This is a genomic window from Phocaeicola plebeius DSM 17135 (assembly GCF_000187895.1).
Taxonomy (GTDB): domain Bacteria; phylum Bacteroidota; class Bacteroidia; order Bacteroidales; family Bacteroidaceae; genus Phocaeicola; species Phocaeicola plebeius.
Map to the genome: position 1 here is coordinate 233,641 of NZ_DS990119.1, position 24,235 is coordinate 257,875.

The window sequence follows — 24,235 nt, forward strand, 5'->3', positions numbered from 1 at the left end:
ACGCCGGGAAAGTAGTGACGCGCGTAAATCATCTGTTGCCGGATGTTGCTGGTCGTCACGTACCGCCCAACATTCTATTAATTTATGAGCGTGCTCTAGCGGGTGATAATAAGTCGGTGAGTTGTCCCATCAAGCCGAAGAGGAACCGGAAATTATTATTTACCAGTTCGTGGTCACCTTCGATGAAGCAGTCCTTGATAAGCGTTCTCATAGCCGATACCTCGTCTTTCTTGGATACGGGCATGAACTTGGAGAACTGCGAAAAAGTTGGTTCTGCCATGAGGGCTACATACATCTCCTTTTTACCGCAAAAGGTTTTCCGAACTCCACCATCAAATAAACCTTGCGCAACTTCTTTTTCTTCCATAAACGTATTTTTTATTTTCCGATAGATATAGGACGGAAAAAAAGAAAGAATGTGGAAAAACGGAAAGGAAAGTGCGGAAACCCCGTGATGTTTTCCACCATGTGTATATGGGAAAGGGGTACGTTATATTTCTTTAACAATATGAAATAGTGAATTTTGCCTTATTTTGTGTCCTTTTATGTAGACACACAGAATAATAAGCCTATTTGTATGAATAAATTTACAATAGACATAGACGAAACATTTAAATACCATTATCGTTCGTTATGCTTGTACGTGCTGCACTATGTCCATGATACGGATATTGCAGAAGACATCGTACAAGATAGTTTTTCTGCCTTGTGGGAGAAATTAAGTATCAGTGGAGCCGAGATAGAAAATGTCAAAGCCTACCTTTATACGACTGCCCGCAACCGCAGCCTGGACTATCTGAAGAAGGAGGAGATTTATGATCCGAATCTTTCCCCTTCTGATTTTGAAGATACGTTGAGCGATGAGGAAGCGGAGGAACGTTCGGTCAGGGAAGCGCGGATGTGGACTGCCATTGATGCCTTGCCCGAACGCTGCCGGGAGATATTCCTGCTGAACAAACGCGACGGCATGAAATACAGGGAGATAGCCGCCAAGTTCCAGATTTCCGTAAATACGGTGGATAACCACATCAGCAAGGCGCTCCGACTGATACGGGAAGGGACACAGAAAGTTTACGCATTCTTATTTAACTAATATTCACAAATTCCGCATAGTGAATTTGTCTGTAATCCCAGTCATTAATACGAAAACCAAAATAAAAGAGTATGAGAACCACGGATGAAAAATGCCTTCATTTTGTCTTGCGCCACTATCAGAAGAACAAGTTGGATACGCAAAAAGCATTGAAGGCTTTCAAAGAGAAATACCAGATAACGGAACAGGAACGGAAATCCTTCCGCTTGTGGTGGATACTTCCCGGTATGGCGGCAGCCATTCTGGTCGCAGTCCTTATTTATCCCCGCTTCCGGGAAAACGGAGCATGGAAGGAGGTAACGGCTTACTCGCACCCCGTGGATTATATGCTTCCGGACAGTTCCTCCATAACCCTGTTCCCGCATTCTTCCGTCCGTTTCCACGCAAAAGATTACCGGAAATCCAGCCGCAAAGTTCACATGGAAGGAAAAGTCGCGTTTTCTGTCAAGCATGACAATGCCCACCCGTTTACGGTAGAAGGGAAACTGTCCCAAGTCAGGGTATTGGGTACTGTCTTTACCGTCGATGAGAGCCGTGCAGACACAGCTATCGTGCAAGTCACATCGGGAAAGGTGCAGTTCTCAGCAATCGGGCAACCGGACGTTGTGATACTGACCGGAGGCATGGCAGCGCAAGTGACGGAAGAACAACCGGACGTACAGGTAATCAAAGAACGGAAAGCGGGCAGCTTTATTTTCGACAACGCCCCACTTCCAAAGGTACTTGAGGAATTGTCCCGATATTATAAAGTCAAACTATCCGCAAGCAATGAGAATAAACGCCTGACGGCCAGCTTCAAGAACAAAAGCCTTGATGAAATAATCAGGTTTATAGAGAAAGTGTTGAATGTAAAGATAGAAAAAGTAAAACAATGAAGTTAACAATCATTGCGATTATATTGTGTGTCTCTCTGGGTGCTAAAGCCCAACAGGATTCAACCGAAATGAAAAAAGCCATAGATGCCATGCAAAAAATGTATTCTGTTCATTTCGTATACGATTCTTCCTTGGCAAATATAAAGCCCAAAGGTATCTTCCAGCGGAGCAGTTCCTTGCCTGAGAACCTAAAAAGGATTTTCAGCGGAACCGGCATCCGATGGGAGATTCAGGGAGAATATGTCCTGCTGTTCCGCCAGAACAACTATACTTTTTCCGGCCACATATGCGAGGATAAGGGAGAAACGCTGATCAACGTGACCATTTTCGATTTGAATACCCAAACGGGAACACTGAGTAACGAACAGGGATTTTTCAGCATTACGCTGCCGGAGGGGAAACACAAACTTCGTTTCTCTTATATAGGTTATCAGGATGTGGTGAAGGAGGTGGATTTGACATCCAATTACAACGGTGTCATCTACCTGAAAGAAAGCAATACTTCGCTGAAAGAAGTAGTAGTGGTTGCAGACTTGAACGCTTCCCTCCGCACGACACAGACCGGCAAAGTGTCGCTGACCTCGGAACAGTTGAATACGGAGTTTTCGCTGCTTAGTTCACCGGACTTGGTAAAGACCCTCCAGAATATTCCCGGTGTGGCTTCCGGAACGGAGCTGCTTTCCGGCATGTATGTACACGGAGGCAAGAACGATGAGAACCTTTTTCTGCTGGACGGAACACCGCTTTACCAGATCAACCATTTGGGCGGGCTGTTCTCCGCTTTCAATACGGATATTATCAAAAACGTGGATTTCTATAAAAGCGGTTTCCCGGCACGTTACGGCGGCAGACTTTCTTCCGTAGTGGATGTACGCACCAAAGAGGGGAACATGAAGGAGTTTCACGGGACTTTCTCCTTGGGGCTGCTCGATGGCAGAGTCCAGTTTGAAGGCCCGATCATAAAAGACAAGACCTCGTTCAACATAGCCATGCGAAGAAGTTGGGCAGATCTTTTCACAGCTCCGGCATTCTTCCTGCTCAACCGTTCCAATCCCGATGACAAAAAGAACGTGCGCTATGCCTTTCACGACATCAACGGGAAAATCACCCACCGTTTTTCGGACAATAATAAACTGTCCCTTAGCGTGTATTCCGGAAATGACCTGCTGAAGACAAAAGCCCGGCAGACGTTCGAAGACGGGGAACATTACGACTCCGATTTCAAGGCTCAATGGGGCAACCTGACTACGGCTTTGACGTGGAACTGTCAAATCGTCCCGAAGTTGTCCGGCAGTTTCACCGGTGTCTATTCACGCAATATCTCCATGTATGATTATGTGGAAGGCAGCCGTTTCTTTTCCGACGGGGAACAAACTTCCATGACGGGAATGGAACGGTCCAACCGTTCCACAATCGACGACATGGGATACCGCATGGAGTTCGACTACCGTCCCGGCACGAATCATCATATACGCTTTGGCAGCAATTATCTGCATCACATATATCATCCGCAAAGCACGGCTTCCAGAAACCAGACGGACAGGGATACCTTATCGACAGAAAACGCAAGCAGCTATAAGGGTAACGAGGTCGCTTTTTATGTGGAAGATGAAATGCGGCTGTCCTCCAGGACGAAATTAAACGCGGGACTGCATTACACCCTTTATCAGACAGACGGAAAGATGTACCATTCCTTGGAGCCAAGACTGGCCATGAGTTACCAATGCTCGGAAAAAGCCACGATGAAAGTGTCCTATACGGAAATGAGCCAATTTGCGCACCAACTGTCAAACACCTATCTGAACCTGCCGACAGACAGTTGGGTTCCTTCCACACGCAAAGTTCGTCCCATGCGTTCAAGGCAAGTGGCAGCCGGGATATATACGGAGTTGCCTTGGCATATCAGTTTGAACGTGGAAGGATATTACCGTACCACAAGCCAACTGCTGGAATACGACGGAGGCAACAGCCTGATGCTTCCTGCCGAGAACTGGGACAATCTGGTCAAGACCGGCAAGGGAAAGTCTTACGGCGTAGAATTGTCATTGGCATACAAAGACCGTTACAATGTCATCGAAGCAGGATATACGCTTTCATGGAGCTTGCAAAAGTTTACTGATTTTTATCCCGGCTGGTATTCCAGCAAGTTCGACAACCGGCATAAACTGAACATCGCCTACCGGCATAAGTTCAATGACCGTATAGATGCCTACGCCGCATGGGTTTACCGTAGCGGCGACCGTGCCACCGTCCCGAACCAGTATGTAAACGGGCCCTCTTTTCCGGGCATACCGGATTCAGGCGAACCGGAACTGGTTTACGAGAAACCGAACAACATCACGCTCCCGGCATATCATCGGCTCGATTTGGGTGTCAATTTCCGGCGTACTACCAAAAGGGGATTCGAGCGTATCTGGAACGTCAGCATTTATAACGCCTATTGCCGTATGAATGCGTTTTATACCCGGATAGAGCGTCTGCCCGACGGCGGTTTCAGGGGTAAGGGATTTGGCATTTTCCCGATTATACCCTCGTTTAGTTATACCCTCAAATTTTAAGTGCATGAAACATTTATATCATATATTACTGCCCGTGTATATCGGCTTACTTTCGTCCTGTACCTATCATTTTGAACTGGACGATGTGGGCGCTTCTCCCAAACTGGTGCTATACAGCTATCCGGGAAGCGGCGACACAACGGTAGTCCACCTTTCACGCAGCCTTCCCGTCAGTCAGAAAGGCGAGCTCGTCCGGGGACTGAAGGGAGCGGACGTCCACCTGTCCGTAAACGGTGAAGCGGTACCCCTTGCATGGACGGACGATTCCATACCGGGAGTCCCCGCCCAAAGCTATTACGCGGTAAAGGCGTATGAAGATGGCGACAAGGTCAACATAACCCGCAGCGGCAGAAAGAATGAAAGCGGTTTCATCCGCTACGGTTGTCCCGTCCCGATTCCCTTTGACATCAATCAAATTGGCTCTCAAAGACGGTGAACCGAACCTGCTTCAGTTTCGGATAGGCTTTACAGACAATGCGCAGACAAAAGACTATTATGCGTTGAAGGTGGAGCGTAAACAACTGTTCTGGAACGATGGCAAGTATTCGGAAGAAAGCAGTACCCTCGCGTTGAACTTGGACGACGAACCTCTGCTGAATACATCTTCCGGGTTAGACGATATCCTGATGATTGAAAACGGGTTCTACCGGAATTTGTATTACTGGGACGATACGAAAATTAAAGGGAAAAGCTACACGGTTCGTCTGAATACCAATTACGAGGCAGACTATGAAGACGACTTCATAACCCCTGACGGAACCGAACATATCAAACGCCAAGTGAAATACAGAATCAGCCTGTACAGCCTTTCGGAAGAGTTTTACAGGTATCTGAAATCACTGAACGACCAGAAAAACAACGGGCTTGGAAACTCTGAACTGGCTCCCATACGCTCTACTTACACCAATGTCATAAACGGGATAGGTGTCGTGGGAGGATGCAGGATGTTCCAGACGAAATGGATAGACAATTTACAGGAAAACTAAATAATAATAAAAAAAATGAAAAAGACAATTTTATCAATGCTTTTCTTGCTGGCAGGAATAGGATGCTTTGCACAAAAATCCGGCATTATCATCGGTGTGACGGACGGACATTTGGGAAAATATTCGGGATATGCTTACATGAGTACGGGAACGGCGAACAACTCTTCCTACCCCGAAACCCGATGGACACCCGGAGTAGGCTTTAATTTGGGCTACCAGTTTGGCTTCGATCTTTCCAACCGTTTCTGGATTGATGCTTCCATATTGGGAAAAGCCGTTCAGGGAAAAGCAGAGTCCTTCGATTTGAATGGAAACAACGTTGTTCCCTGGTCTGACAAGGCATGGATATGGGGACTTGCTTTGAACGGCTCAATCAATTACCGCATCTGTTCCGGACTGTATGCCGGTATTGGCATTGAACCCACCGGTTATTTCAAAACCGATAAATTGAAGGAAAACTTGGAAGGGCGGGTTTTCGACTTTCCGATAGTCCTCACCTTAGGCTATGAGTTTAAGAACGGCATGAAATTGTCCGCTTCCTACAAGCATGGTTTCAAGCCATTGTATGACAATGCTTTTGCCTCCAATACAAAGAATAACAAAGAGTTCGGCATATCATTATATGTGCCCATGTTTAAATAATAACCAATTATTAAATTTTTTCAATTATGAGAAAAACGCTTTTTAGTCTTGCTTTGGCAATGGCTGTCTTATCATCATGTAGTTCTGATGACATAGTGAACAATCCGATGAATGAGGAGAACCATTCTTTCCCGGCCTCCAGAAGTTTGCATGAAAATATTCTTTCCTTTTCCAGTGAGGAGGAATACAATGCCTTGCTCGATTCCTTGGGCACGTTGTCCGATGAGGAACTTCTGCAATGGGAATCCGGACAGAAAGGCTTCACCTCCATGTACAGGATGCACAGCGAAGCCTTGGGACAGATATTAAACGCCACATGCAAGGAAGAATATGAATCCATTAAGACTGCTTACCAGACTGATTTTATATTCAACGACAAGGACAGCACCGATTTGTCGATATATATGCCGGTGTTGAATGTAAGCAAGGCAATCACATTGACCCCCGAAGGGTTCGTATGTATCGCCGGTGAGAGAAAGAACATGAAGGAGTTTGAAAATTATGACGGATATAAAAAAGAACTTTCTTTACTTTATCCTGTCCCGCTGGGTGTAACGATCGAAAATGGTATAAACAGGGTTTACGTGAAAACGAAGAAAAGAAAGTTCACCGCACAGATTGGTATGCGAGGAAACCAACAGGCTATCCGTGTAAATGCGTCTAAAAAAGTTTTATGGGGCTGGGTGGAATATACGACTGCGTACTATTGGAAATACACGCCTAACGGCCCTGTACAATTTGGTAAAGAAGTGAAAAGCGGTCATGACATTATGATCGTGGGCAATCCTTTCCCAAATGGAGCGAAATTGTATATGTGGACTCGCGGTACCGGTGAAGAAAACTGCGGAATAATGACTGTGCAATTGTAATCCTTATTGAACCGGATTATTCACCAATCATTCGGGACGAATCTCTGATATAGCCAAATGTTCGTCCCGAATATTAAAATTATCATTTTATGAGCAGGAAAGTATTTACTTGTTTTATAGTGATTTTCTTTTTTCTAAATAAAGCCGCTTCTTACGGTCAGGAATTTCAAGTGTCGCGTGACACCGTCAAGGTTTCCGTTCAGGAAGGAAATACTTCGCCTCATAACGAAAGAAGCATTACCCCAAAGCCTTTGGATATACGGAAAGCGGTTGATCTTTCTTCCGGCAGTTGCCCGTCCCAGATAACATTTGACGTGCAGAACCCATATAATCCGACATTCCCTACCGACAAATCGCCTTTGCATGAGGGGGAATATTCGACCTCCGGTATCATTAAAAGCTATCCTTCCGGCTATTTTTACGGCATAGGCAGGCAGGAAAACTTCATCGGCTTGGGAACAATGAACTATGCAGGTATCGGATATGTATATTCTCCCGGTTGCTGGTCATTTAACTTGCAGGCATATACCGTAAAATGGAGTGTCCCCAGACGCGAGAGTCAGCTATTGGGATTGTCCGGGCTGTTGACATATCCCGTCAACGAGAAAATTCGTCTAAACACATTTGCCTCATACTCCTTCATTCTTTCTTCTCCTTTCAGTTCCTCGAATTACGGGGGATTCGTTTCCTATGACATCATTCCCAACTGGGGGATGGATTTCGGCGTCAGAAGCCATACCGATTTTCCGTTGCATAAAACGAAAACGCTTCCGATAGTAGCTCCGTATTTTCAGTATAAAGGCAACAAATTGGGTATTGATATCGGTGGCGGATTATTTAATTTGCTATTCAAATAACCTGCACTGATTTCTATCGTTACTCCTGAAGCGAGGATTATAAGATAAAGGTATTATCTTTTCATCGAAAAACCTCTTTTCTGCTGCTGGTCATAATTCCCTTCCACCACATTGTCAACTTCCCGTCTGGCTTTGATTTGCTCCCGGTTGTCAAATTCACCCTTTTGCCTGGCAGTGAAGTACAGGAAATCCCCTGCCGCCTGATGTGATTGTCTGTCATCCCCGAACAGGTTAAGGGCGTTCTTGATGTCATATACCTGTTCCGTGTCAAAACGGGACTTGTAATAATCACGGGCAAAACGGATGATACTGTGTACCGCCTTGCGGAAGATGTCGCTTGTTTTTAGCAGCAGGAAACTGAGGCAGCCGATAATATGGCTTTGCCATGCAATCCGGTTCTTGAGTCTCGTAGTTTCCTGTACATGTTCCGTTTCCTTGCGGTTCAGTTCGGACCGGTGTTTGGCCTCCAGTTGCATCAGCTCACGGCTGTGGTCGTTCTGTATGGTCTGGATTTTATCCTGCAACCGTTCGATGGTTTCCTCGTGCGTGGAAATCTCACAGCGCAAATCCTCTATTTCATTTTTCAGGGCTTTCGATTTCCCGGTAGCCCAGCCGACAGCGGCGTTCAGAAGTTCACTTCCTTTTTCCTTGTTCAGTCTGGAGCGTTTCTCGCTGATAGCCCTGTCAAGGTCTTCACTCTGCCGTTCCTTTTCATTTGCCTTTTCGATAAGGGCGTTGGTAATGCTTTCCGTTTCATGCATCTTTTTGTTCGCCATTTCCAGCTCATGTTCCCGGTATTGCCTCGTGGCATCAAGCCGCTTCATTTCCTCCTTCTGCTTCCCAATGATAAAGTCGTTACGTTCCTGATGTTCCTTGCCTGTAACAGCCTTTGACTGCCCACGCTCCATCAGGAGTATGTCGGATGCCAGATTCTGCATTTCTGTCATATCCTTGTCATTGAGCTTGCAGCTCTTGCCTGTGTCATGGTTCATCCAGTCAAAAACGATATGGGCATGGTAATTCGGCTTGAACCATCTTTCGCCGACTTTGAAACTCTCCCTGTCTTCCGCTTCCGGCTGACCGTTCAGCCAGTGTCCCTCGTCCTTGTGCAGGAAGATCTGGAGAGGAGTGATGCCCCAGCGTCTCTGGCACTCCTCGCCAAACTTGCACACATCTGCCAGTGTCGTGTCCGGTCTGATGAGCAACACGCCCTCACGGATTGGCGAGCATCCAGCCACCTTGGTGATTTTCCCGTTCTTGCCTTTTCGTTCACGTTCCTTCTCCTGCATCGCACGTCCTGTCTTTTCCTTGACCATCCGCTTGATGTAGTCATAGTGCGCCTGCAGGTCGGGATTGCCGAAGCCCGGGTTTATCCACTGCTCGTTACCGGCAGTCAATTCGGGTACGATGTAGATTTGAGACTTGCCGATATTGCGCATATATTCGGCAGTTCTCCGGTTATGAGCCCCACTTGATGTGACTCTGCAGGGCTTGATATGTATGCTTGATTTTGTTGCCATTTTTATGTTGATTTGGTTATTAACTAAAGTTGTTTGCCGCTGTTCGCTCATAACCGCTATGGGGTTCTTAGAGGCTGTGCCCATAAGGGAGATTGCAAAGAGAGGGTCACTCTTTGCTCGGGGTTCTCAGGGGTGAAACGCCCTGAGTGGGACGGGGCAACGCCCAGCCCCTCGGGAGAGCCCACAACTACGAAAGCGGAGCGTGTAGTTATAGTGGGCTATATCAAGGGCAAGCCCTTGTCTGTCCGCTACAGCCTACGGCTTCCGCTCTCCTCCATTAAGGAGGGTTTTCATCGCCACTGCCGATTGGGGATGTACTGACCAGTACAAGGTCGAAATCATCTATCAGCTTTTGCAGGACGGGGTTCTTCTCTATCATCCGCCGGAGGACTTTTTCCGCCTCTACAAGATGATTGGCTGTACACATTATTTTACTTTCTCGTATCTGGAAGACAATCCAGTCGGCTATGTCGATATGGGCTGCCTTCTGTTCCGGTGTGGCGTTCTTCTCTATGATGTCAGACACGACAACCTTGCAATAGGTCATGTCCCTGGCATGCTGTTTCCACTCCGAATATCCGTCCGCATCGGGAAAGAGAAGCACGGTTCGTCCGCTCAGCACACGGAGCTTTTCCTCTCTCAACTGGCTTTTGCCGCCTGTCGCCAGCCATACATAACCGGGAAAGAGGGCAGAGCCGATAACGGCACTCTTTTCGGATTCCACCAAGACCGCTACCTTGTCGGGATAGACATTCAGCAGGTGTTCCCCGAACAGGCATTGGGAAAGTTGCCAATCCTCCGGCAGTACCCGTTGCCTTTTCAGTATGCTGTGTATCCAGTCCACTGCCGACACCTCTCCTCCCTTGATACGGTGTCCGTCCTCTGGATTGTACTGCATCACCTTGCCCGTGCGTACCCTGTTTGTGCGGTCTATCTGCCAGAAGATGACAGCCCCGTCACGGGTTGCTCCAAGACGGTACTCTTCCAGCAACCGCTTCAACACTTCCTTTGCCTTGCTGCCGTAATAGGAATCAAGGAGCGAGGAAATGAAGCGGAAGAAGTTGCTGTGCACGCTTTGCGACCTCTCCACATACTTTGGCGGTATGTAGCCTATGCTTGCTTTTGGTGATGTCTGTCCGGGCTTCCGTTCTGACCTTTGCCTGTCAAAAGAGAACCCCTTGTCGGTATGGCATTCGGGGTGGTCGTGGAAATACTCCTTGGGAGTATAATGATACCCGCAACTGCTCTCATGATTGCACCTGCCGACAGACGGATGCAGGAGCATACCGCTTTCATCCACATAACATGTGAAAGAACGCTTGTCCCCGCAATTCGGGCAAGTATGCCGTGTTGCCGTTCCTTTATATTTCTGTAACGAATAGTTGCTCATGGCTTGTCTTTGTTTTTGAGTTTTTCGATTGTTGTCCCGCTGTCCCATTGTCCCGTCCCTATAAGACTTGGGACAGTGGGACACCCCGGGACACCTTGGGACATCAGGCTTCTGCCTGTATCATCCCTTGTACCGTAAATGAAGCGGTTATCCTTTATACAGCTATGTGCAGACTGCTTTTTCATGCCTTATTCTCCTCTTTCCCATATCCTGTAAACAACTCTGCCTGCTTTGTTTCTCTTACTGTCCCGCTTGTCCCATGCTGTCCCACCTGTCCCATTGTCCCACTTCCTGTCTGTTGGGACAGCGGGACACTTGGGACGGCTGCATTCCTGTCCTCCTTGCTGCGCTGGATTATCCGGCTGACGGTGGACTTGCCGCAGTTCACCTGTGAGGCTATCTCCCTGACGGACTTGCCGGACTGGGACAATTGCAGGATTTGGCAATCCCTCTGGCTGGATTCGTTGTCACCCAGTTTCTTCAGGTGTTCCTTTTCCGTTGAATAACCCCTGAACACGAATTGCAGGAAAGCGTCCACCTTCTCAATCTCGTAGATGATTACATTGTCCGCATCGTGGGAGAATGTCCCGTACCGGACTTTGAGCTGCTTCACATAGCGAAGCCCTCCGTCCTGCGCACTCTTCCCGATGGCGAACACGCTGTCAAAGAAATTGTAGAGCCGTTTGCTTCCGGCAAGGTCGTTGGAAGTGATGGGACAGTCCAAAGAGCGTTTGGGTGTATGTGCCAGAACAAGGACGGACAATCCGTATCTCTTTTTGAGGTTGTTGAGCTGTATCATCAGCCGTCCTGCCGCATCGCCTTTCTCCATGGCGCAGCACAGGTAGGTAAGATTGTCAACGATGAAGATTTTGCACCCGGTTTGCAGAGCCATCTGTTCTATGCCTCCCATGATGGCTTCCTCGAAATCGGCTTCCAGCAACGAATTGCAGTCAAGCGATACCCGGTACAGCCTTTCAGGAAAGATGTATGGCGTTCCATGCTCGCTGGTATAGCGTAGCTGGAACTGTTTTTCGGAGAGTTCAAAGTCCAGATACAGCACATCGTCAGTCCGGGCGATACGGTCGGCTATCTGCACGGCAAGGATGGACTTGCCCACATTGGAATCCGCAAAGAGGCAGGACAGTTCCCCCTCATACCAGAAACTGTCCCAGAGCGCACGGGGCGTGGGCAGCAGCGATGCTTCGAGTATCGTACGGTTGGCGGTCTTGATACTCATCACGCCGATGCTGTCCGGCATCCCGTGCTGTACTTGGGTCGCCCTCGTCAGGTCGCCATGTATCAGACTGATATAATTCTTGTCCTCTTCCATGACGTTTACCAATTACGCGGAGCGGGCTTGCGGCGGTGGGAAGAATATAAGGATTCGCTCAGTTCCTCATCGGACAGGGGTACGGGATTCTTCCGGGAGGATTCCAGCCATTTGTCCAGTTCGTCCCTGTAAAGGCAATATCGTTTGCCGGGCTTGGTGGCGGGAATGCTTCCCTCCGACAGCTTCATGTAGAGCGTGCCTTTGGGAATGCCCAGATATTCCGCCGCCTCTTCCACTGACATGGGGACATGGGTGTCCACCGCCCTTGCGTTGTTCACACTGCGCTGCTCAGTAAGCAGGCTTCTAAGGCTCATCACCTCGTCCCGAAGCTGAGCCACAATCTCCGGGAGGTCGTTGAATGTAATCACTGTTTTTTCCATTTGCGTACTCGCCTCTTTTGTAAGGCTTGGCGCAAAGGACTGGAATGATACAGCCGTGAATATCTCCACGAAAGGTCATTGCAAAATAATTCCCGAATAACGATGCCCAACCGCAAATGACGGGTAAAGTTATTCGGGAATTATTGTATAACAGAGGATTATGAGTTTTGGCTGTTTGTCGTTATTATCGTGATTACTCTAAAACAGGCTTAAATCCGCTTCTCCTGCACATAATCCGCAGGATAATGGAAATCCAGTCTGCCGTTTTCAGGCTCGTCAATGGGAATCAGTGTCTTTAACGGCTCTACCTTGAAGTTCTTGATGGTAGCTATGTCCGTATCGGCAAACTCCCGTGGGAAAAGGGTGCTGATGAAGCGGGCACGGTTATCCCCCGTGTAGTATTTCTTGTACATGAAACGCTCGGAGATATTCCACACGAAATGGCGGAGCGGAATGTTTGAAATATCTTTGGTCAGCCGCCCTTTTATCGGCTTGGGCTTGTAACTGTGGAGCCGCATCCAGTTGTTGACCTCGGCACAGATGTGGTTCACGGTCTCCTTGTCAGCAATACGGGGCATGATGAAATGGATGTATTCCATGACCATAGCGATGCGCTCCTCATTTTCCCGCTGCTCCCTGTCCTCGTAATCGGCACGGTTCTTCTCGTGAAGCTCCGGGGATATGGCAATCTCTGTCGGTTTTATATCCGGGGTCGCTTCTCCACCTGTTGGCATTGATGCCGATATTACAGGCTTGTGTGCATCTTGGGACTGGTCTTCCTGAATTTCTGTGATTTCGGCAGGTGTCTTTTTCCTGCCGAACTTGATTCTGTAGATTTCGTATGTATCGAAAATGACTGTCTGGAAGGAGAAGTAGAGCAGCCACCCCAACAGGTTGCTGCACACAAAGACTATCAGCCTTACAAAGGTATCTTGGTTGAATTTCTCAGCGACAATCAGTGTCGCTATGGAAGATATTAGGAGGATGGCAAAGCCGACAAATCCTAAAATGATATGTTTGTCTTTTACGGACGGTTCCATATTCTTTGTCTTATTCGGTTGTTACTTGTTACTGTTTTCGCAAATTTAATAGTCTTCTTTCAATTATTACTCATTATCCTTTGTCAGTGGTTTCTTTTTCAATGTTTTTCACCAAATGTCCGGAATCATACTCAATTATCATACTTTAAGTACCAACCAAAATAAAAGGAACGGTTAAAGCTCCAAACAATAACCGCTCCCTCTGAATATCATGGATTTTGAACCGCCTTACGCTTCCTTGCGTTTCAGGGTTATCTTGTCCACGACCTCGCACATCTGCTGTGCCGCCATCTTGGAATAAATCTGCGTGGTGGTAATGTTCTTGTGTCCCAGATAGGCTTGGATGACAGCCATGTCCGTACCCATTTCCACGTGCAGGCTTCCGAATGAATGCCGGGTGCAGTGAAAGGTTATCTTCTTGGTTATGCCTGCCGCCAAGAGCCAGCGTTTGAGTGGTCCTTGCAGCATCTTGTCCTTGAAACCGTCAAAGATAAGTCCCTCGTGCCGTTCCCCAAGCAGTCCGTAGGCTTCATCGCTGATGGGGTTGTGTACAATCTGTTTGGTCTTCTGCATACGGGTGGTCACGAACATCTTGCCGTTGGTGTACGGCTGTATCTGCTGCCAAGTGAGCTGCCTGATGTCGCTCTTTCTTAGTCCGGTCAGACAACCGAAAAGGAACGCCCTTTTCAATACCTCTTCCTCACAAGGCGTTTCGGCAAGCCGTATCAGTTCCTCTTGGCTCAGATGTTCCCTCATGGTGGGAATGCACTCGATGCGGTCTAAGAATCCGTTTGGGTTCTCCTTTATCTTCCTGTCCCGGTAGGCGGTGTGAAGTACCGCACGGAAAGCCGACCAGTAGCCCGCCGCAGAATTGATATGCAGCTTTTGGCTGGTGTGTATGGATTGTGGGGCGTTAAGCAGATATTCCATGAACTTGCGGCACAAATCCACGTCCACCTCCTCAAAGGTGCATTTGCCGTTCACGAACCGCTCGAAATGTTTATAGACGTGCTGCCACTTGATATTCTTCCTGTCTGCCAACCCCTTGAAGTAGGCGAGGAAATCGCCTTTCATCTTGGCTTTGTCAAAGAAGCCGTTGTTCTCGTTGAAGATGGCTTCATAACGCCTATTACGCAGTATCTCCGCTTTTTTCATCATGCGTGCGTTGAAATCACGCTCCTGCTGGTTGGCAGGTTTGGCGAAGATGTAAATTCCAAGAGCTTCACGTGTAATCACCTTCATGGTGGTGTTGTCACGGTAGCCGGGATAATAGTCCAGACACAGCGAATACTGTGTTCCGTTCTTAATCTTGCGCTTGCGCAAGGTAACTGTCTTGCATTTGCTCATATTGATGATGTTTTAAGTTGTACATTTTCGGGGGTGTTCCCGTGTTTACGGTGGCAAAGGAACAACGTGAAACAACCGTGAATACCTCCACGACAATCATTTTGAAATAATTTTCCGGCAATGTCGGTTGCTCACGGTTGTTTCTCCCTTTCAGCCATGACACGCTCCACATCGGAGCGTAAAAGCAGGTTTTTCACGCCTACTTTTATCTTTTCGATGTGCTTCACCTTGACGATATGGCTGATGTTGGCGGAGGAAAGCCCGTAAATCTGCCGGACTTGCTCCACGGTGTAGTAGCGTTCATCGTTCACGAGGTCTGTCCTGCGGAGTTCGTCCAGATGGGATTTGGAGTAATAGGTGCGCCCGTATTCTCTTTTGGTCGGTATCTTGTGGCGGTAGGCGTATGCCCGGAGTGCGGAGGGTTTCATGCCGAACAGTTCTTCCGCTTCTTCAATCAGGAGCCAATCGGTGATATTGCTTGTATCTATAGCCATACCGAAGAACTCGTCAACGTGTTTCTTGCTGTAATAGTTTTTCCCTGCGATGCGGCAGATGGGAATGCGGTTGCGCTTGGCTGTGGTATAGAGCCACGACTGCCTGACCTTGAAGAGCGACATCACCTCCTCGCCAGAATAGAAGTCCAGCACTTCATAGGTTTCCTTTTCCCTTTTTTCTTTTTTGGCAAGCGGGGAAGATGAAGCGGACTTTCTCGGAGTGGAAGTACTGCCGGGCAGGACACGGTGGTAGGGATTGCCCTCCAGCATCCGCTCGATGTCTGTCTTGCGGATAAACGCCATGCGGTTGCTGATACGTGAGGCTTTCAGTTTGCCGAGGGCTACGAGTTTATAGATGTACTGTCGGGAACAGCCCATGAGTACTGCTGCTTTGGAAAAGGTGAGATACTCCTGATGCTGTATCTCCATCAAGGGGCGGACAGCTTTGAAGAGGTTGTTCTTCTGTTCCGTTCTAGCTCGTTTGGCTTCCGCCTGACAAGCCTCGCTGCAATATTTCTGTACCCCGCTCCGGGTTACAAATGACTTGCTGCAAAAATTGCATTTTCTGGTTGTTTTCATGCTGCTTTTATCGTTTACTGGTTCATTCCTTCAATCGTATATCTCTGAAATGGTGAACGGATGTAAACGGAGGTCAACCGTTGTCGCCTTTCTGCACAATGTTACTATTGCTGCATATCAGGGCGGTTGTTGTCGCTCATCGTAAACGGTTGTAAACCCTTGTCAACTGTCCGCACGATGTGGCAAAAAACAAGCTCCGCAAATTCTCCACGTCAGAAATACGTCTCAAAAATATGTGGAAATTTGGGAAGCATCAAAAAGCAGCCGAAAAGTGTTAATTTTTAGAATATTCTGATAGATAAAGACTTACGCTTGAATATTTCTGGTTATTTTTGGTTGTTTTGAGATTCTAAATACATCCCCTAAATGAGGATTCTCCAATCGCAATAACTGTTTCAGGAATAATTACAGTTTTGAGAGAAGAATAATCCTGGCAGAATGCATTGTCACATATGATTTCTGTTCCTCTCTTTATTTCATAGTATTCCAAATCTGGAACCGATAATAATTTTTTCTTATCCGCAGAATATTTTGCGCCAACTTCGTCAATCCATGCATTAATAAAGTCCGTTTCAGTTACTTTTGTCATATAATTTTAATTTGTTAATCAATATTACCCCATGCGTCAAAATCATTCATCATATCTTCAAAGTCACGATTTGCTTGTCTTATATCATCTTGTTCCATTTCCCATTCTTCTCTTTCCCATTCTTCTCTTTCGCGTTCTTCAATTTCCTCTTCTCGTGATTCAATTGAGTCCAATATAACAGAATATTCTGAATCTCCATCGTTGATAGCATCTCTTAGAATATCTTTATCGATTTCAATCAATCCAGAATCTGTTAGTGAAACAATATAATTAATATCATTGTAGTCAAAAATAATTTCTCCTAAAGTTTTTCCTTCATACAAAGAAGAAAACTTTGTGCCATCGCAGAAACCATTACGCGTGGAAATTACATCGTCAATACAATTAATACTTTCAAATTGCAGATATTGATCTTGATGACGTCTTATAAGTTTCTCTGTTAGGCTTAAACGGAATCGGTTTTTCCTAAAGAAACTGTCAGCTATGAATATCTTATCATCTAGGACCTGCTGCAAAATATATACAGGATAATAAAATATCATATCTTCTACTTTCCACCCCGCAAATTCACCATATTCTAGTTTATCTATTCTTTTCCTAATAATAGGACCTGAAAATGAGTAATTATCATTCAAATCAATTGTCCATCCGGAGTGTGTGTCATGTTGGTAGCAAGAACCGCGAGTCAATTTATTTTCAAGATCCTCCATAGTAAACAGAGGAGCTGCAGCAATTGTTCCCTTTTTAAGATTTATTGCACCGCATCTTGTATATGTTTGAATAGATAAATCATAACAATCCTCATCATAAAAGATTAAGAAAGTATCATTGATTGCTTTAAACTCATACTGTATTGGGGTAAGACTCTTAAACTCATACACTACCTGCCCATACTTGTTTATGATTCCAATGTAATAATGATTTTGTTCTGGAATCTGAAGGTCAACAACGAATTCTTCATCTTCATCATCAAATTCATCTTTATTTATGTCGTCACAAAAATCATCATCCTTTCCATACTCATCACCCCAGTAGTCGTCATAGCAGTCATAATCGTAATTATCTTCGTTGTACTCTATGTGAATATCATCTGCATAAATTGCAATTAAATTTTGAGACTCATCAATTTGCTTGAAAACAAAATTGCAATACACTTCAGATTGTTGAATAGCCTCGTTGAAGTTCTTAAATAATGGCAAGAATTCTTTTCCTTTTTTATCATATAGGATAGAACTTTCATTAGAGTATTCATCCGCATCGTTTGAACAAATTGCATATCTACCCACATAATTTCCAATACAATCGTGTCTATATTTGATTTCTTCAATCTGTTCATCGGATAACACATCTGATAACAGTTGACTATTGAATTCCTCTTTGTCTACAAATGCAGAAATTACATTTTCTTTAAGAACAGAATCTATACCCTTGTCATGTAGTTCTTGTGAAACAGAAGCGAATAAATGTTCGAACTGATAACGATATTTGTTGAATATATCCAAATTACACTTAACATCGTCTGAACAAATTATATAAGGTGTTATTAAAATGGACGCTAAATAATATTGCTGAGTTCTTAAAATTTGTTGCCGAATTGAATCTGCCGCATTATTCTCAATTGAATATAATCTGAGTGCTGATCGCAAAACCCCATATCCACTTATACAAGGAATGCTATATGCCAAAATAGCATCTTCACACGAATGTCCTTCAATTTCTGCTTTATCATTATACAAACTCGAGACTTTTACATACTTCTCCGTTTCTGTACTTTGTTTTTCAATATGTTTACATGGGATAGACACTGGATTATGAAACATAATTGTCAGATACCGTCTTGGATTAAAATCCGATTTATTAGCCAACAACAAATAATCTTCAGATTCTTCTTGAGGGAACTTAATGTTTAAGTATTTATAAACAACAGTATCGCCCTCAGTTGTATAAGGGTTTTCTGCTTCCTCAATACTACCAATTCTACATTTGCAACACAAATGATCTAATACATCGAGAATGTTCGATGTGTAGCCTTTAAACCCATTTGATCTTTTTTCTGCATCTTTCAAAACAGAGTAATCACTCTGTAAGTAAGGCGTATATCGAAGAAACGGATGATAAAGGACATCTTGTATAAGTGCCTCAATTCTCTTTTTCTCTTCTTTGTTTGGGTTTGTACAATATTGATCAGACATATTTTGTTTTATATATTTATAACTTGTTATAAGATTTTATTTAGGGAAAAGCAATATAGCATATAATTAGGCAAATATATAAAACTACATTTATTATTTCATTATGCAGTTCTGCTTTTGGGGAGTATTATCCATTTTTTTATGAACGATTTCTGCATTTTAGACATTAATCTCCTCATTGGATATTATATTAGATGAGTTTGTTTTCATGGCGATTTTTTTATCTTTGCTTTCTTCAAGATAACCAGCCAGCACTTAAGTAACATAACTAAGCGAAAATATTCGTGATATATGTCCAATAATATAATAGCAGATTACTTACGAATAATAATATTCTTTCTTACGTGTCTTATACTTTTTCATAACATCTTGATTTAGTCAACTTTTTCAGTATAAGACGCTTTAGGGCATCCCTAAGTTTATATTTCGTCCATCAAGCACAACAATCCATTAGTTATTTATACCATTTTATATGTACATATATTACATACAATCATACAATATTATTTGCTTCTCAAAAACCGCTGCAAAACGTTCCTGCTCACTTTTCGCAATTCCCAATTTTGTGGCTAATGTTCTCCATTCCATAACTGTATTCAACACCTCACCGATGATTTGCCCAGCAGTCTCTTTCGGAAGCATATACTCTTCACAAGAATCCAACAATTCTTTCAGATCCGATTTATTGGTATAGCTGTTAATCAGCAGACTCTGATATTCGTTTACGGTAGGATTCATATCATATGCCGGTGACAGAGTCCATCCTTTGACAGTCAGAAGGAAACCATGATTACGGAAATGATCATCTGTGTTACCGATACAAATGTTGAATGCTACTCTACGATACAGCTCTTTCAGATTATCTTCCACATTGGTACAGTTTTGAATGATAAAATCAACAATATCCAAATAACCATTACCTGTATTGGCATTAGCTCCATCATTCAACCCCAAAAGTGTCATGGCTGAAGCAAAGTGTATACGTCTACCATCTTCTAGTCTGTCAAATCGTCGGGAAAGCAAAGTATGATATTTATCATTTGTGGAGATTACTCTTGTTTCCGCTGCATTGATCCCTGCTTTTTTTGCCAAAAGATGTGAAATATGTTCCCAAAGACCTGCATCATAATCATCCTTACGGGACGGAAACTTTGCTATACAAAGATTCTTGTTTTCATCAAGCACACTTGCTTTTGGACGTGCTCCACCAAGAGAGGAGCCCGGCTGCACCAACTGTGCAATCCATCGCATTTCAGGAAGTTGGTCCTCTTCTTCGCTTTTCTCTATTTCAGAACTGGCTGCAATCAACTCACGTATGTCTGTCAATGGAGGAATGCGCAAGGTTTCGCTTGCATTAATATAGTCTCCATCCATGGATTCTTTGAAACGGAAACCTCCCATACGAGAAAAGTCTTCAATTCCTATAAGATAGTCAAACGAAGAAAGCCTACGCACCGGGCGTTTTTCATCCTTTGCCAAAATCTGCTCCCTACGATTTATCAATGTACGTCCCCACCTGTCTGGAAGAGCATCAGAAAAGCATCCGAAAATATCCTTATCAGGAGCCGTGTACTGCTGACCTGGATAATTATTCAAATCATCACTAAGAAACAGACTACCATAATCCTTTAACCACTCATTACTATAACAAAATCCATAGCTATCAGAACCTCGAAGTGATTCGTAACTTAACTCTCCAACGAGCCTTGGTTCTTTCAGCCAATCGAAATCGGCAAATACATAAAGTTTCTTCATCGCTTATTCTTTTTTGGATGCTCTTTCTCGTTTCTTAAGACTCAAATCCTGCAAAGCCTTTCCCATTGCATCTTCTTTTGCAAGCAGCAGAATATCATCATCCAGCTGAAGTGCATAAAGCACCCTTAGATAAATACCAATTGCCACAGTCGGTGTGCCTTTCTCTATACGTGAAACCGTCAGAGGCGAACAGGTGGCACGTTCGGCTACCTGAGCGACACTGAGATTCCTGCGAAGTCTGGCCAGCTTGATCTGCTCACCAACTATCTGCATCTTCTGCTCTAATTTTCTTGGCAACTTTGTGCCCATTGTTGTTTTTACCATACATCAACCTATCATATAATATGCAAATATAACAATTTATCATTATTTTATGATATGTTGATAGATATTTTATCCCAAAAAATTCTACTTCGAATACTAATACTAAAAACATAATTACGGCGATATCTTCAGCAAGGGGAAAAAGAAGAATAAAGCAAAGCTTCCCAAGAACGGATTTCGGTCTTACCCTGGCTTCACTTCGTTGTCAAGTCATAACGGGAGGGCATATTATCGAATAGTTCATCGTCTTAAGAATTTTAAAAGTGTCGAAATTGAATCAGGCTTTTTGCCTACATTAATATAATCTTCAAATATGGTTGCATCCATATTATAGAACTCATCCATATCCATACGAATATCCTGCTCAAGATATATCTCTACATCCTTCATATAACGAAGAATGACTTTTGAGGAATTAGCAATCAAATCACACAAAGCTTTTTCCGGTGATGCAATAAGAAATGCATAGTCACCTTTATTCATACTCCTTACTCCTATCGGAAAAGCCTTTCTCGAAATATACTTGTAGTTATAACCGCCGACTGGAGTTTGAAAGCTTCGGGAATGTTTTACAGTCATTGATTGATTAACACATACAGCCTCGGGGATAAGTCCATAATATCGTAGTGCAGTAGACATTGAAATATACGAAGGAGTATAGATATGATTGGCAATCAACTCACTCGATAAAGTCTTTCCTGAATGTTCTGGGTTAATCACATAAAGTCCTCTCTTCAATCTGATGATAACCCCTTGTTTTTCGAGCCAGATTACTTTCTTACTAGCAGACTTCAGTTCCGGATATAACGATTCAATGATTGAAGTCGTTACTGGAATGTTTCCTATTTCACTTAATTGTCTATCCATACTGCAATATAGCAATAATTTGAACAATAAAAGAAACAACACTTCTTTTCCTATTCAAAATATTACTACTAAGGCAATACTAAAAAATAGCGACCGCCGTCACATAATGCTTACCCCATAAGTAAATTATTACCTAAACTGTCTCACAATTCACCGATTGTAAAAACCTCATAACACTGAAATTTGATTCTTGTATCATAGATAAGACACTCAAAACTCACAAACTTGTTCTTAATTGCAAACCCCATCTACGATATCTCCCAGATGGAGAGACATAGCAAGAATTTTATAACGCTATGCCCAAACTGAATTACAACCAGCAAGTCCAACATCATCTTTAAGTATATAAGAACAAAAGCATCCTTTTCCTCTTTTTTTGAACAGCGAAGCAAACGAAGTCGTCATTGTTCCCAATGCAGTTTATGAAATTTTACACATTTGGTAGAAAGCCCATAAGTTAAATCATTTTTTAGTCTGCAAGTATTTCATTGACCCATTTATCTTTCTCAGGGTTCACTATATTTTCTGGATTTTTTCATAAAAGTACATGATTATAGGTTAGGAATTGCACCGAATTTACCGAACCTGTATGCTTTTTGGAGAGAACTAATCCTATTCAATCCTTTGAAATCGGTTAGAGGATACAATACACTTGAACCATCTGGATTCTTTTCTGTAAACCAGACATTATCTTTTCTAAGAAAATCTTCCTCTCCTAACAGTCCGTCATAATGCGTAGTGACCAACAACTGGGCCTGTTCTGATTCTTTCAGAAAACATTCAATGATATGTTCTATCAATTTCGGATGAAGAGAAAATTCGATATTGTCAACAGCAAGAAAAGCATCTTTTTCAAGAATTTTTTGTACTTGAGCTGCCAAGCTAAATGTTCGGACTGTACCGTCCGACTCAAGTAGCTCAGGAAACTCATAACAATCATTATTCCCATCTTCAGATAAAACTCTATGCTGATACATGGTATAATTAATCGGTCCCTTTTGCGTTTCCTGTTCTTTAGAAGTAATATTTGAAATGTTGAAATCTGCTTTCTGAAGATACCTCAAAATATAATCTTTTGCAGACTCATTCTTGATTGATTCTTCAGCATAACGATTTAAAGTTGATACTGATACAATAGCTGGCATAACCTGATTGGTCAAATACTGAAAAACCGTCTCTAGTTCCGCAATATGTGTATTCACCTGCATATAGGCCGAAAAAACTGACATGTTATGCAAACACTTCAATGTCATTGCTTCTTTAACAGCTTGCGATATTTTGATTTTCTGGCCAAATTTGATAACAGAAACATTATTCTCTGTATTTCTTTCAAATATAGTAGCAGGTTGTTGACTTGGATAATAAATTAAACTTTCCTTAGCTACGTGCCATCTGTCTAAAGCTACTGAATAGACATAACGAACAGTTTTTTCCTTATTTTTCAAATAGAACGAAATCGAATATTCAGATAAGTGCCTCGAACTCGTTTTATTAAGGAGAAACGGAACTATTTGAATTTGTTCTGTCTTATTAAGTGGAGTATAAGTAATAAATGACTTGATAAAATCACAAACCTTGATAATATTACTCTTACCAGATGCATTAGCTCCATAAATTACAGCTATCTTCAATAATCTCACACCAGCACCAAAGTCAATAACATGATATGATTCCATATCCTTACTTCTATCTGCTTCAAAACTTAGTATAGCCTCGTCTCTAAATGAGAACATGTTCTTAAATCTAATCTCTGCTATCATATAAACTTGTTTTCTACAAATATATAACTAAATATCAATATTTACATATTAGATATAATTATTTGCACCTTTTATGCAAATATCGATAACTAACATTTGTTCTATTAAATTTATTATAAATCTAGGCTGTATAATCATTTAATCAAAATATCAATGCCACTAAATATCCGTCAGTATACTTGTCTAATTGTGAATTATAGGTATATAGCACTATGTAAAATGAGATAAACTTTACATAATAATATATTTCCACAAAGAGCATATAGACAAGGTAATGGTATTCTCATAAATCATAGAGAGTAGAAAACTCAGCAAGGAGAAAAAGAAGGGTAAAGCAAACCTATTCAAGAGCAGGGCTCGGTTTTACTCTTGCTTATTGCAAGTTTAAAGTTTAGATTTACCCCATGTATATATACATGTATTTTAAACTCAACTTACTTAAATGAAACCATACAGCAGAATAAGTTATTGAGTTTACAAGTTTAATAAAGCTCATATATGTACATATGCGTTAATAAACTTATTTATAAACTTCATCCCTAAAGCAGGAAGGTGAACTCTTTTTTCTTTGCTGAAAAATTTCAAGTAGTATATTGACTTCTACCCAATGCAGAATGAACATTTCGTGCGTCTTTTCGAGGATTTGACGAATCAGTTTGTACGTGAATGCCTCTTTCTTCTTGCCGAATTTGTTGGCGGTGTAATCACGCCTAATGAAGTATTGAAAAATATATTCAATACTTTTGGAGTTTTGAAAGTATGAAGAAACTTTCATCACATTTGAAAAT

The 24,235-nt window shown here is 43.3% G+C and carries 22 protein-coding genes; 8 read left to right on the forward strand and 14 right to left on the reverse strand.

The window, feature by feature from the left end:
* Positions 1–82: 82 nt before the first annotated feature.
* Positions 83–367 carry a hypothetical protein gene (locus BACPLE_RS02255; RefSeq protein WP_007558537.1) on the reverse strand — a complete coding sequence of 95 codons (285 nt, stop codon included), beginning with the start codon at positions 365–367 and terminating at the stop codon, positions 83–85.
* A 210-nt stretch (positions 368–577) separates the two neighbouring features.
* Between BACPLE_RS02255 and BACPLE_RS02260 the strand changes: the two genes are divergently transcribed.
* From BACPLE_RS02260 to BACPLE_RS02290, 8 genes are all read left to right on the forward strand, one after another.
* On the forward strand, positions 578–1,093 hold the full coding sequence (locus tag BACPLE_RS02260) for an RNA polymerase sigma-70 factor (RefSeq protein ID WP_007558540.1): 516 nt from the start codon (positions 578–580) through the stop codon (positions 1,091–1,093).
* Between the two features lie 71 nt (positions 1,094–1,164).
* Positions 1,165–1,968, forward strand: a complete 804-nt coding sequence (locus tag BACPLE_RS02265) for a FecR family protein (protein WP_007558542.1) — start codon at positions 1,165–1,167, stop codon at positions 1,966–1,968.
* Complete coding sequence (locus BACPLE_RS02270; protein WP_007558544.1) at positions 1,965–4,526, forward strand: TonB-dependent receptor domain-containing protein; 2,562 nt, start codon at positions 1,965–1,967, stop codon at positions 4,524–4,526. Before BACPLE_RS02265 ends, BACPLE_RS02270 begins: the two co-directional genes overlap by 4 nt.
* 4 nt (positions 4,527–4,530) lie before the next feature.
* Entirely contained in the window at positions 4,531–4,962 is a 432-nt protein-coding gene (locus BACPLE_RS19800) for a DUF4249 family protein (RefSeq protein WP_007558546.1), read from the forward strand.
* Positions 4,883–5,512: a DUF4249 domain-containing protein gene (locus BACPLE_RS19805; protein WP_262501069.1), complete on the forward strand. Its 630-nt coding sequence runs from the start codon at positions 4,883–4,885 to the stop codon at positions 5,510–5,512. Before BACPLE_RS19800 ends, BACPLE_RS19805 begins: the two co-directional genes overlap by 80 nt.
* 15 nt (positions 5,513–5,527) lie before the next feature.
* Positions 5,528–6,154 carry a hypothetical protein gene (locus BACPLE_RS02280; RefSeq protein ID WP_007558550.1) on the forward strand — a complete coding sequence of 209 codons (627 nt, stop codon included), beginning with the start codon at positions 5,528–5,530 and terminating at the stop codon, positions 6,152–6,154.
* 26 nt (positions 6,155–6,180) lie between these two features.
* Positions 6,181–7,023 (forward strand): DUF4848 domain-containing protein, encoded by an 843-nt coding sequence (locus BACPLE_RS02285; RefSeq protein WP_007558552.1) that lies wholly within the window; start codon positions 6,181–6,183, stop codon positions 7,021–7,023.
* Positions 7,024–7,112: 89 nt separating this feature from the next.
* The gene (locus tag BACPLE_RS02290; protein WP_007558554.1) at positions 7,113–7,880 is read left to right on the forward strand and encodes a hypothetical protein; all 768 of its coding nucleotides are present in this window, start codon (positions 7,113–7,115) and stop codon (positions 7,878–7,880) included.
* A 53-nt stretch (positions 7,881–7,933) separates the two neighbouring features.
* On the opposite strand, the gene BACPLE_RS02295 is transcribed toward BACPLE_RS02290, so the two are convergent.
* The 13 genes from BACPLE_RS02295 to BACPLE_RS02360 all read right to left on the reverse strand — a co-directional run bounded on the left by BACPLE_RS02295 (position 7,934) and on the right by BACPLE_RS02360 (position 23,447).
* Positions 7,934–9,400 (reverse strand): coiled-coil domain-containing protein, encoded by a 1,467-nt coding sequence (locus BACPLE_RS02295; protein WP_171028056.1) that lies wholly within the window; start codon positions 9,398–9,400, stop codon positions 7,934–7,936.
* 277 nt (positions 9,401–9,677) lie between these two features.
* Positions 9,678–10,790: a DUF6371 domain-containing protein gene (locus tag BACPLE_RS02300; RefSeq protein ID WP_040312054.1), complete on the reverse strand. Its 1,113-nt coding sequence runs from the start codon at positions 10,788–10,790 to the stop codon at positions 9,678–9,680.
* 181 nt (positions 10,791–10,971) lie between these two features.
* Entirely contained in the window at positions 10,972–12,120 is a 1,149-nt protein-coding gene (locus tag BACPLE_RS02310; RefSeq protein ID WP_007558561.1) for an AAA family ATPase, read from the reverse strand.
* 5 nt (positions 12,121–12,125) lie between these two features.
* Positions 12,126–12,500, reverse strand: coding sequence for a helix-turn-helix domain-containing protein (locus BACPLE_RS02315; RefSeq protein WP_040312055.1), 375 nt, complete (start codon positions 12,498–12,500; stop codon positions 12,126–12,128).
* Positions 12,501–12,709: 209 nt separating this feature from the next.
* A complete protein-coding gene (locus tag BACPLE_RS02320; RefSeq protein WP_007557693.1) occupies positions 12,710–13,540 on the reverse strand; it encodes a hypothetical protein in 831 nt (276 codons plus the stop codon).
* A gap of 228 nt (positions 13,541–13,768) precedes the next feature.
* Positions 13,769–14,887 carry a tyrosine-type recombinase/integrase gene (locus BACPLE_RS02325; protein WP_007557695.1) on the reverse strand — a complete coding sequence of 373 codons (1,119 nt, stop codon included), beginning with the start codon at positions 14,885–14,887 and terminating at the stop codon, positions 13,769–13,771.
* Positions 14,888–15,018: 131 nt separating this feature from the next.
* Entirely contained in the window at positions 15,019–15,960 is a 942-nt protein-coding gene (locus tag BACPLE_RS02330) for a helix-turn-helix domain-containing protein (protein ID WP_007557696.1), read from the reverse strand.
* Positions 15,961–16,309: 349 nt separating this feature from the next.
* On the reverse strand, positions 16,310–16,549 hold the full coding sequence (locus BACPLE_RS02335) for a leucine-rich repeat domain-containing protein (protein ID WP_007558565.1): 240 nt from the start codon (positions 16,547–16,549) through the stop codon (positions 16,310–16,312).
* A gap of 14 nt (positions 16,550–16,563) precedes the next feature.
* Positions 16,564–18,741, reverse strand: a complete 2,178-nt coding sequence (locus tag BACPLE_RS02340) for a hypothetical protein (protein ID WP_007558567.1) — start codon at positions 18,739–18,741, stop codon at positions 16,564–16,566.
* 483 nt (positions 18,742–19,224) lie between these two features.
* A complete protein-coding gene (locus tag BACPLE_RS02345) occupies positions 19,225–20,496 on the reverse strand; it encodes a type II toxin-antitoxin system HipA family toxin (protein WP_007558569.1) in 1,272 nt (423 codons plus the stop codon).
* Between the two features lie 3 nt (positions 20,497–20,499).
* Positions 20,500–20,820 carry a helix-turn-helix domain-containing protein gene (locus BACPLE_RS02350; RefSeq protein WP_007558572.1) on the reverse strand — a complete coding sequence of 107 codons (321 nt, stop codon included), beginning with the start codon at positions 20,818–20,820 and terminating at the stop codon, positions 20,500–20,502.
* A 240-nt stretch (positions 20,821–21,060) separates the two neighbouring features.
* Complete coding sequence (locus tag BACPLE_RS02355; RefSeq protein WP_007558574.1) at positions 21,061–21,687, reverse strand: type IV toxin-antitoxin system AbiEi family antitoxin domain-containing protein; 627 nt, start codon at positions 21,685–21,687, stop codon at positions 21,061–21,063.
* A 551-nt stretch (positions 21,688–22,238) separates the two neighbouring features.
* Positions 22,239–23,447, reverse strand: a complete 1,209-nt coding sequence (locus BACPLE_RS02360; protein WP_007558577.1) for an AAA family ATPase — start codon at positions 23,445–23,447, stop codon at positions 22,239–22,241.
* Positions 23,448–24,235 lie beyond the last annotated feature (788 nt).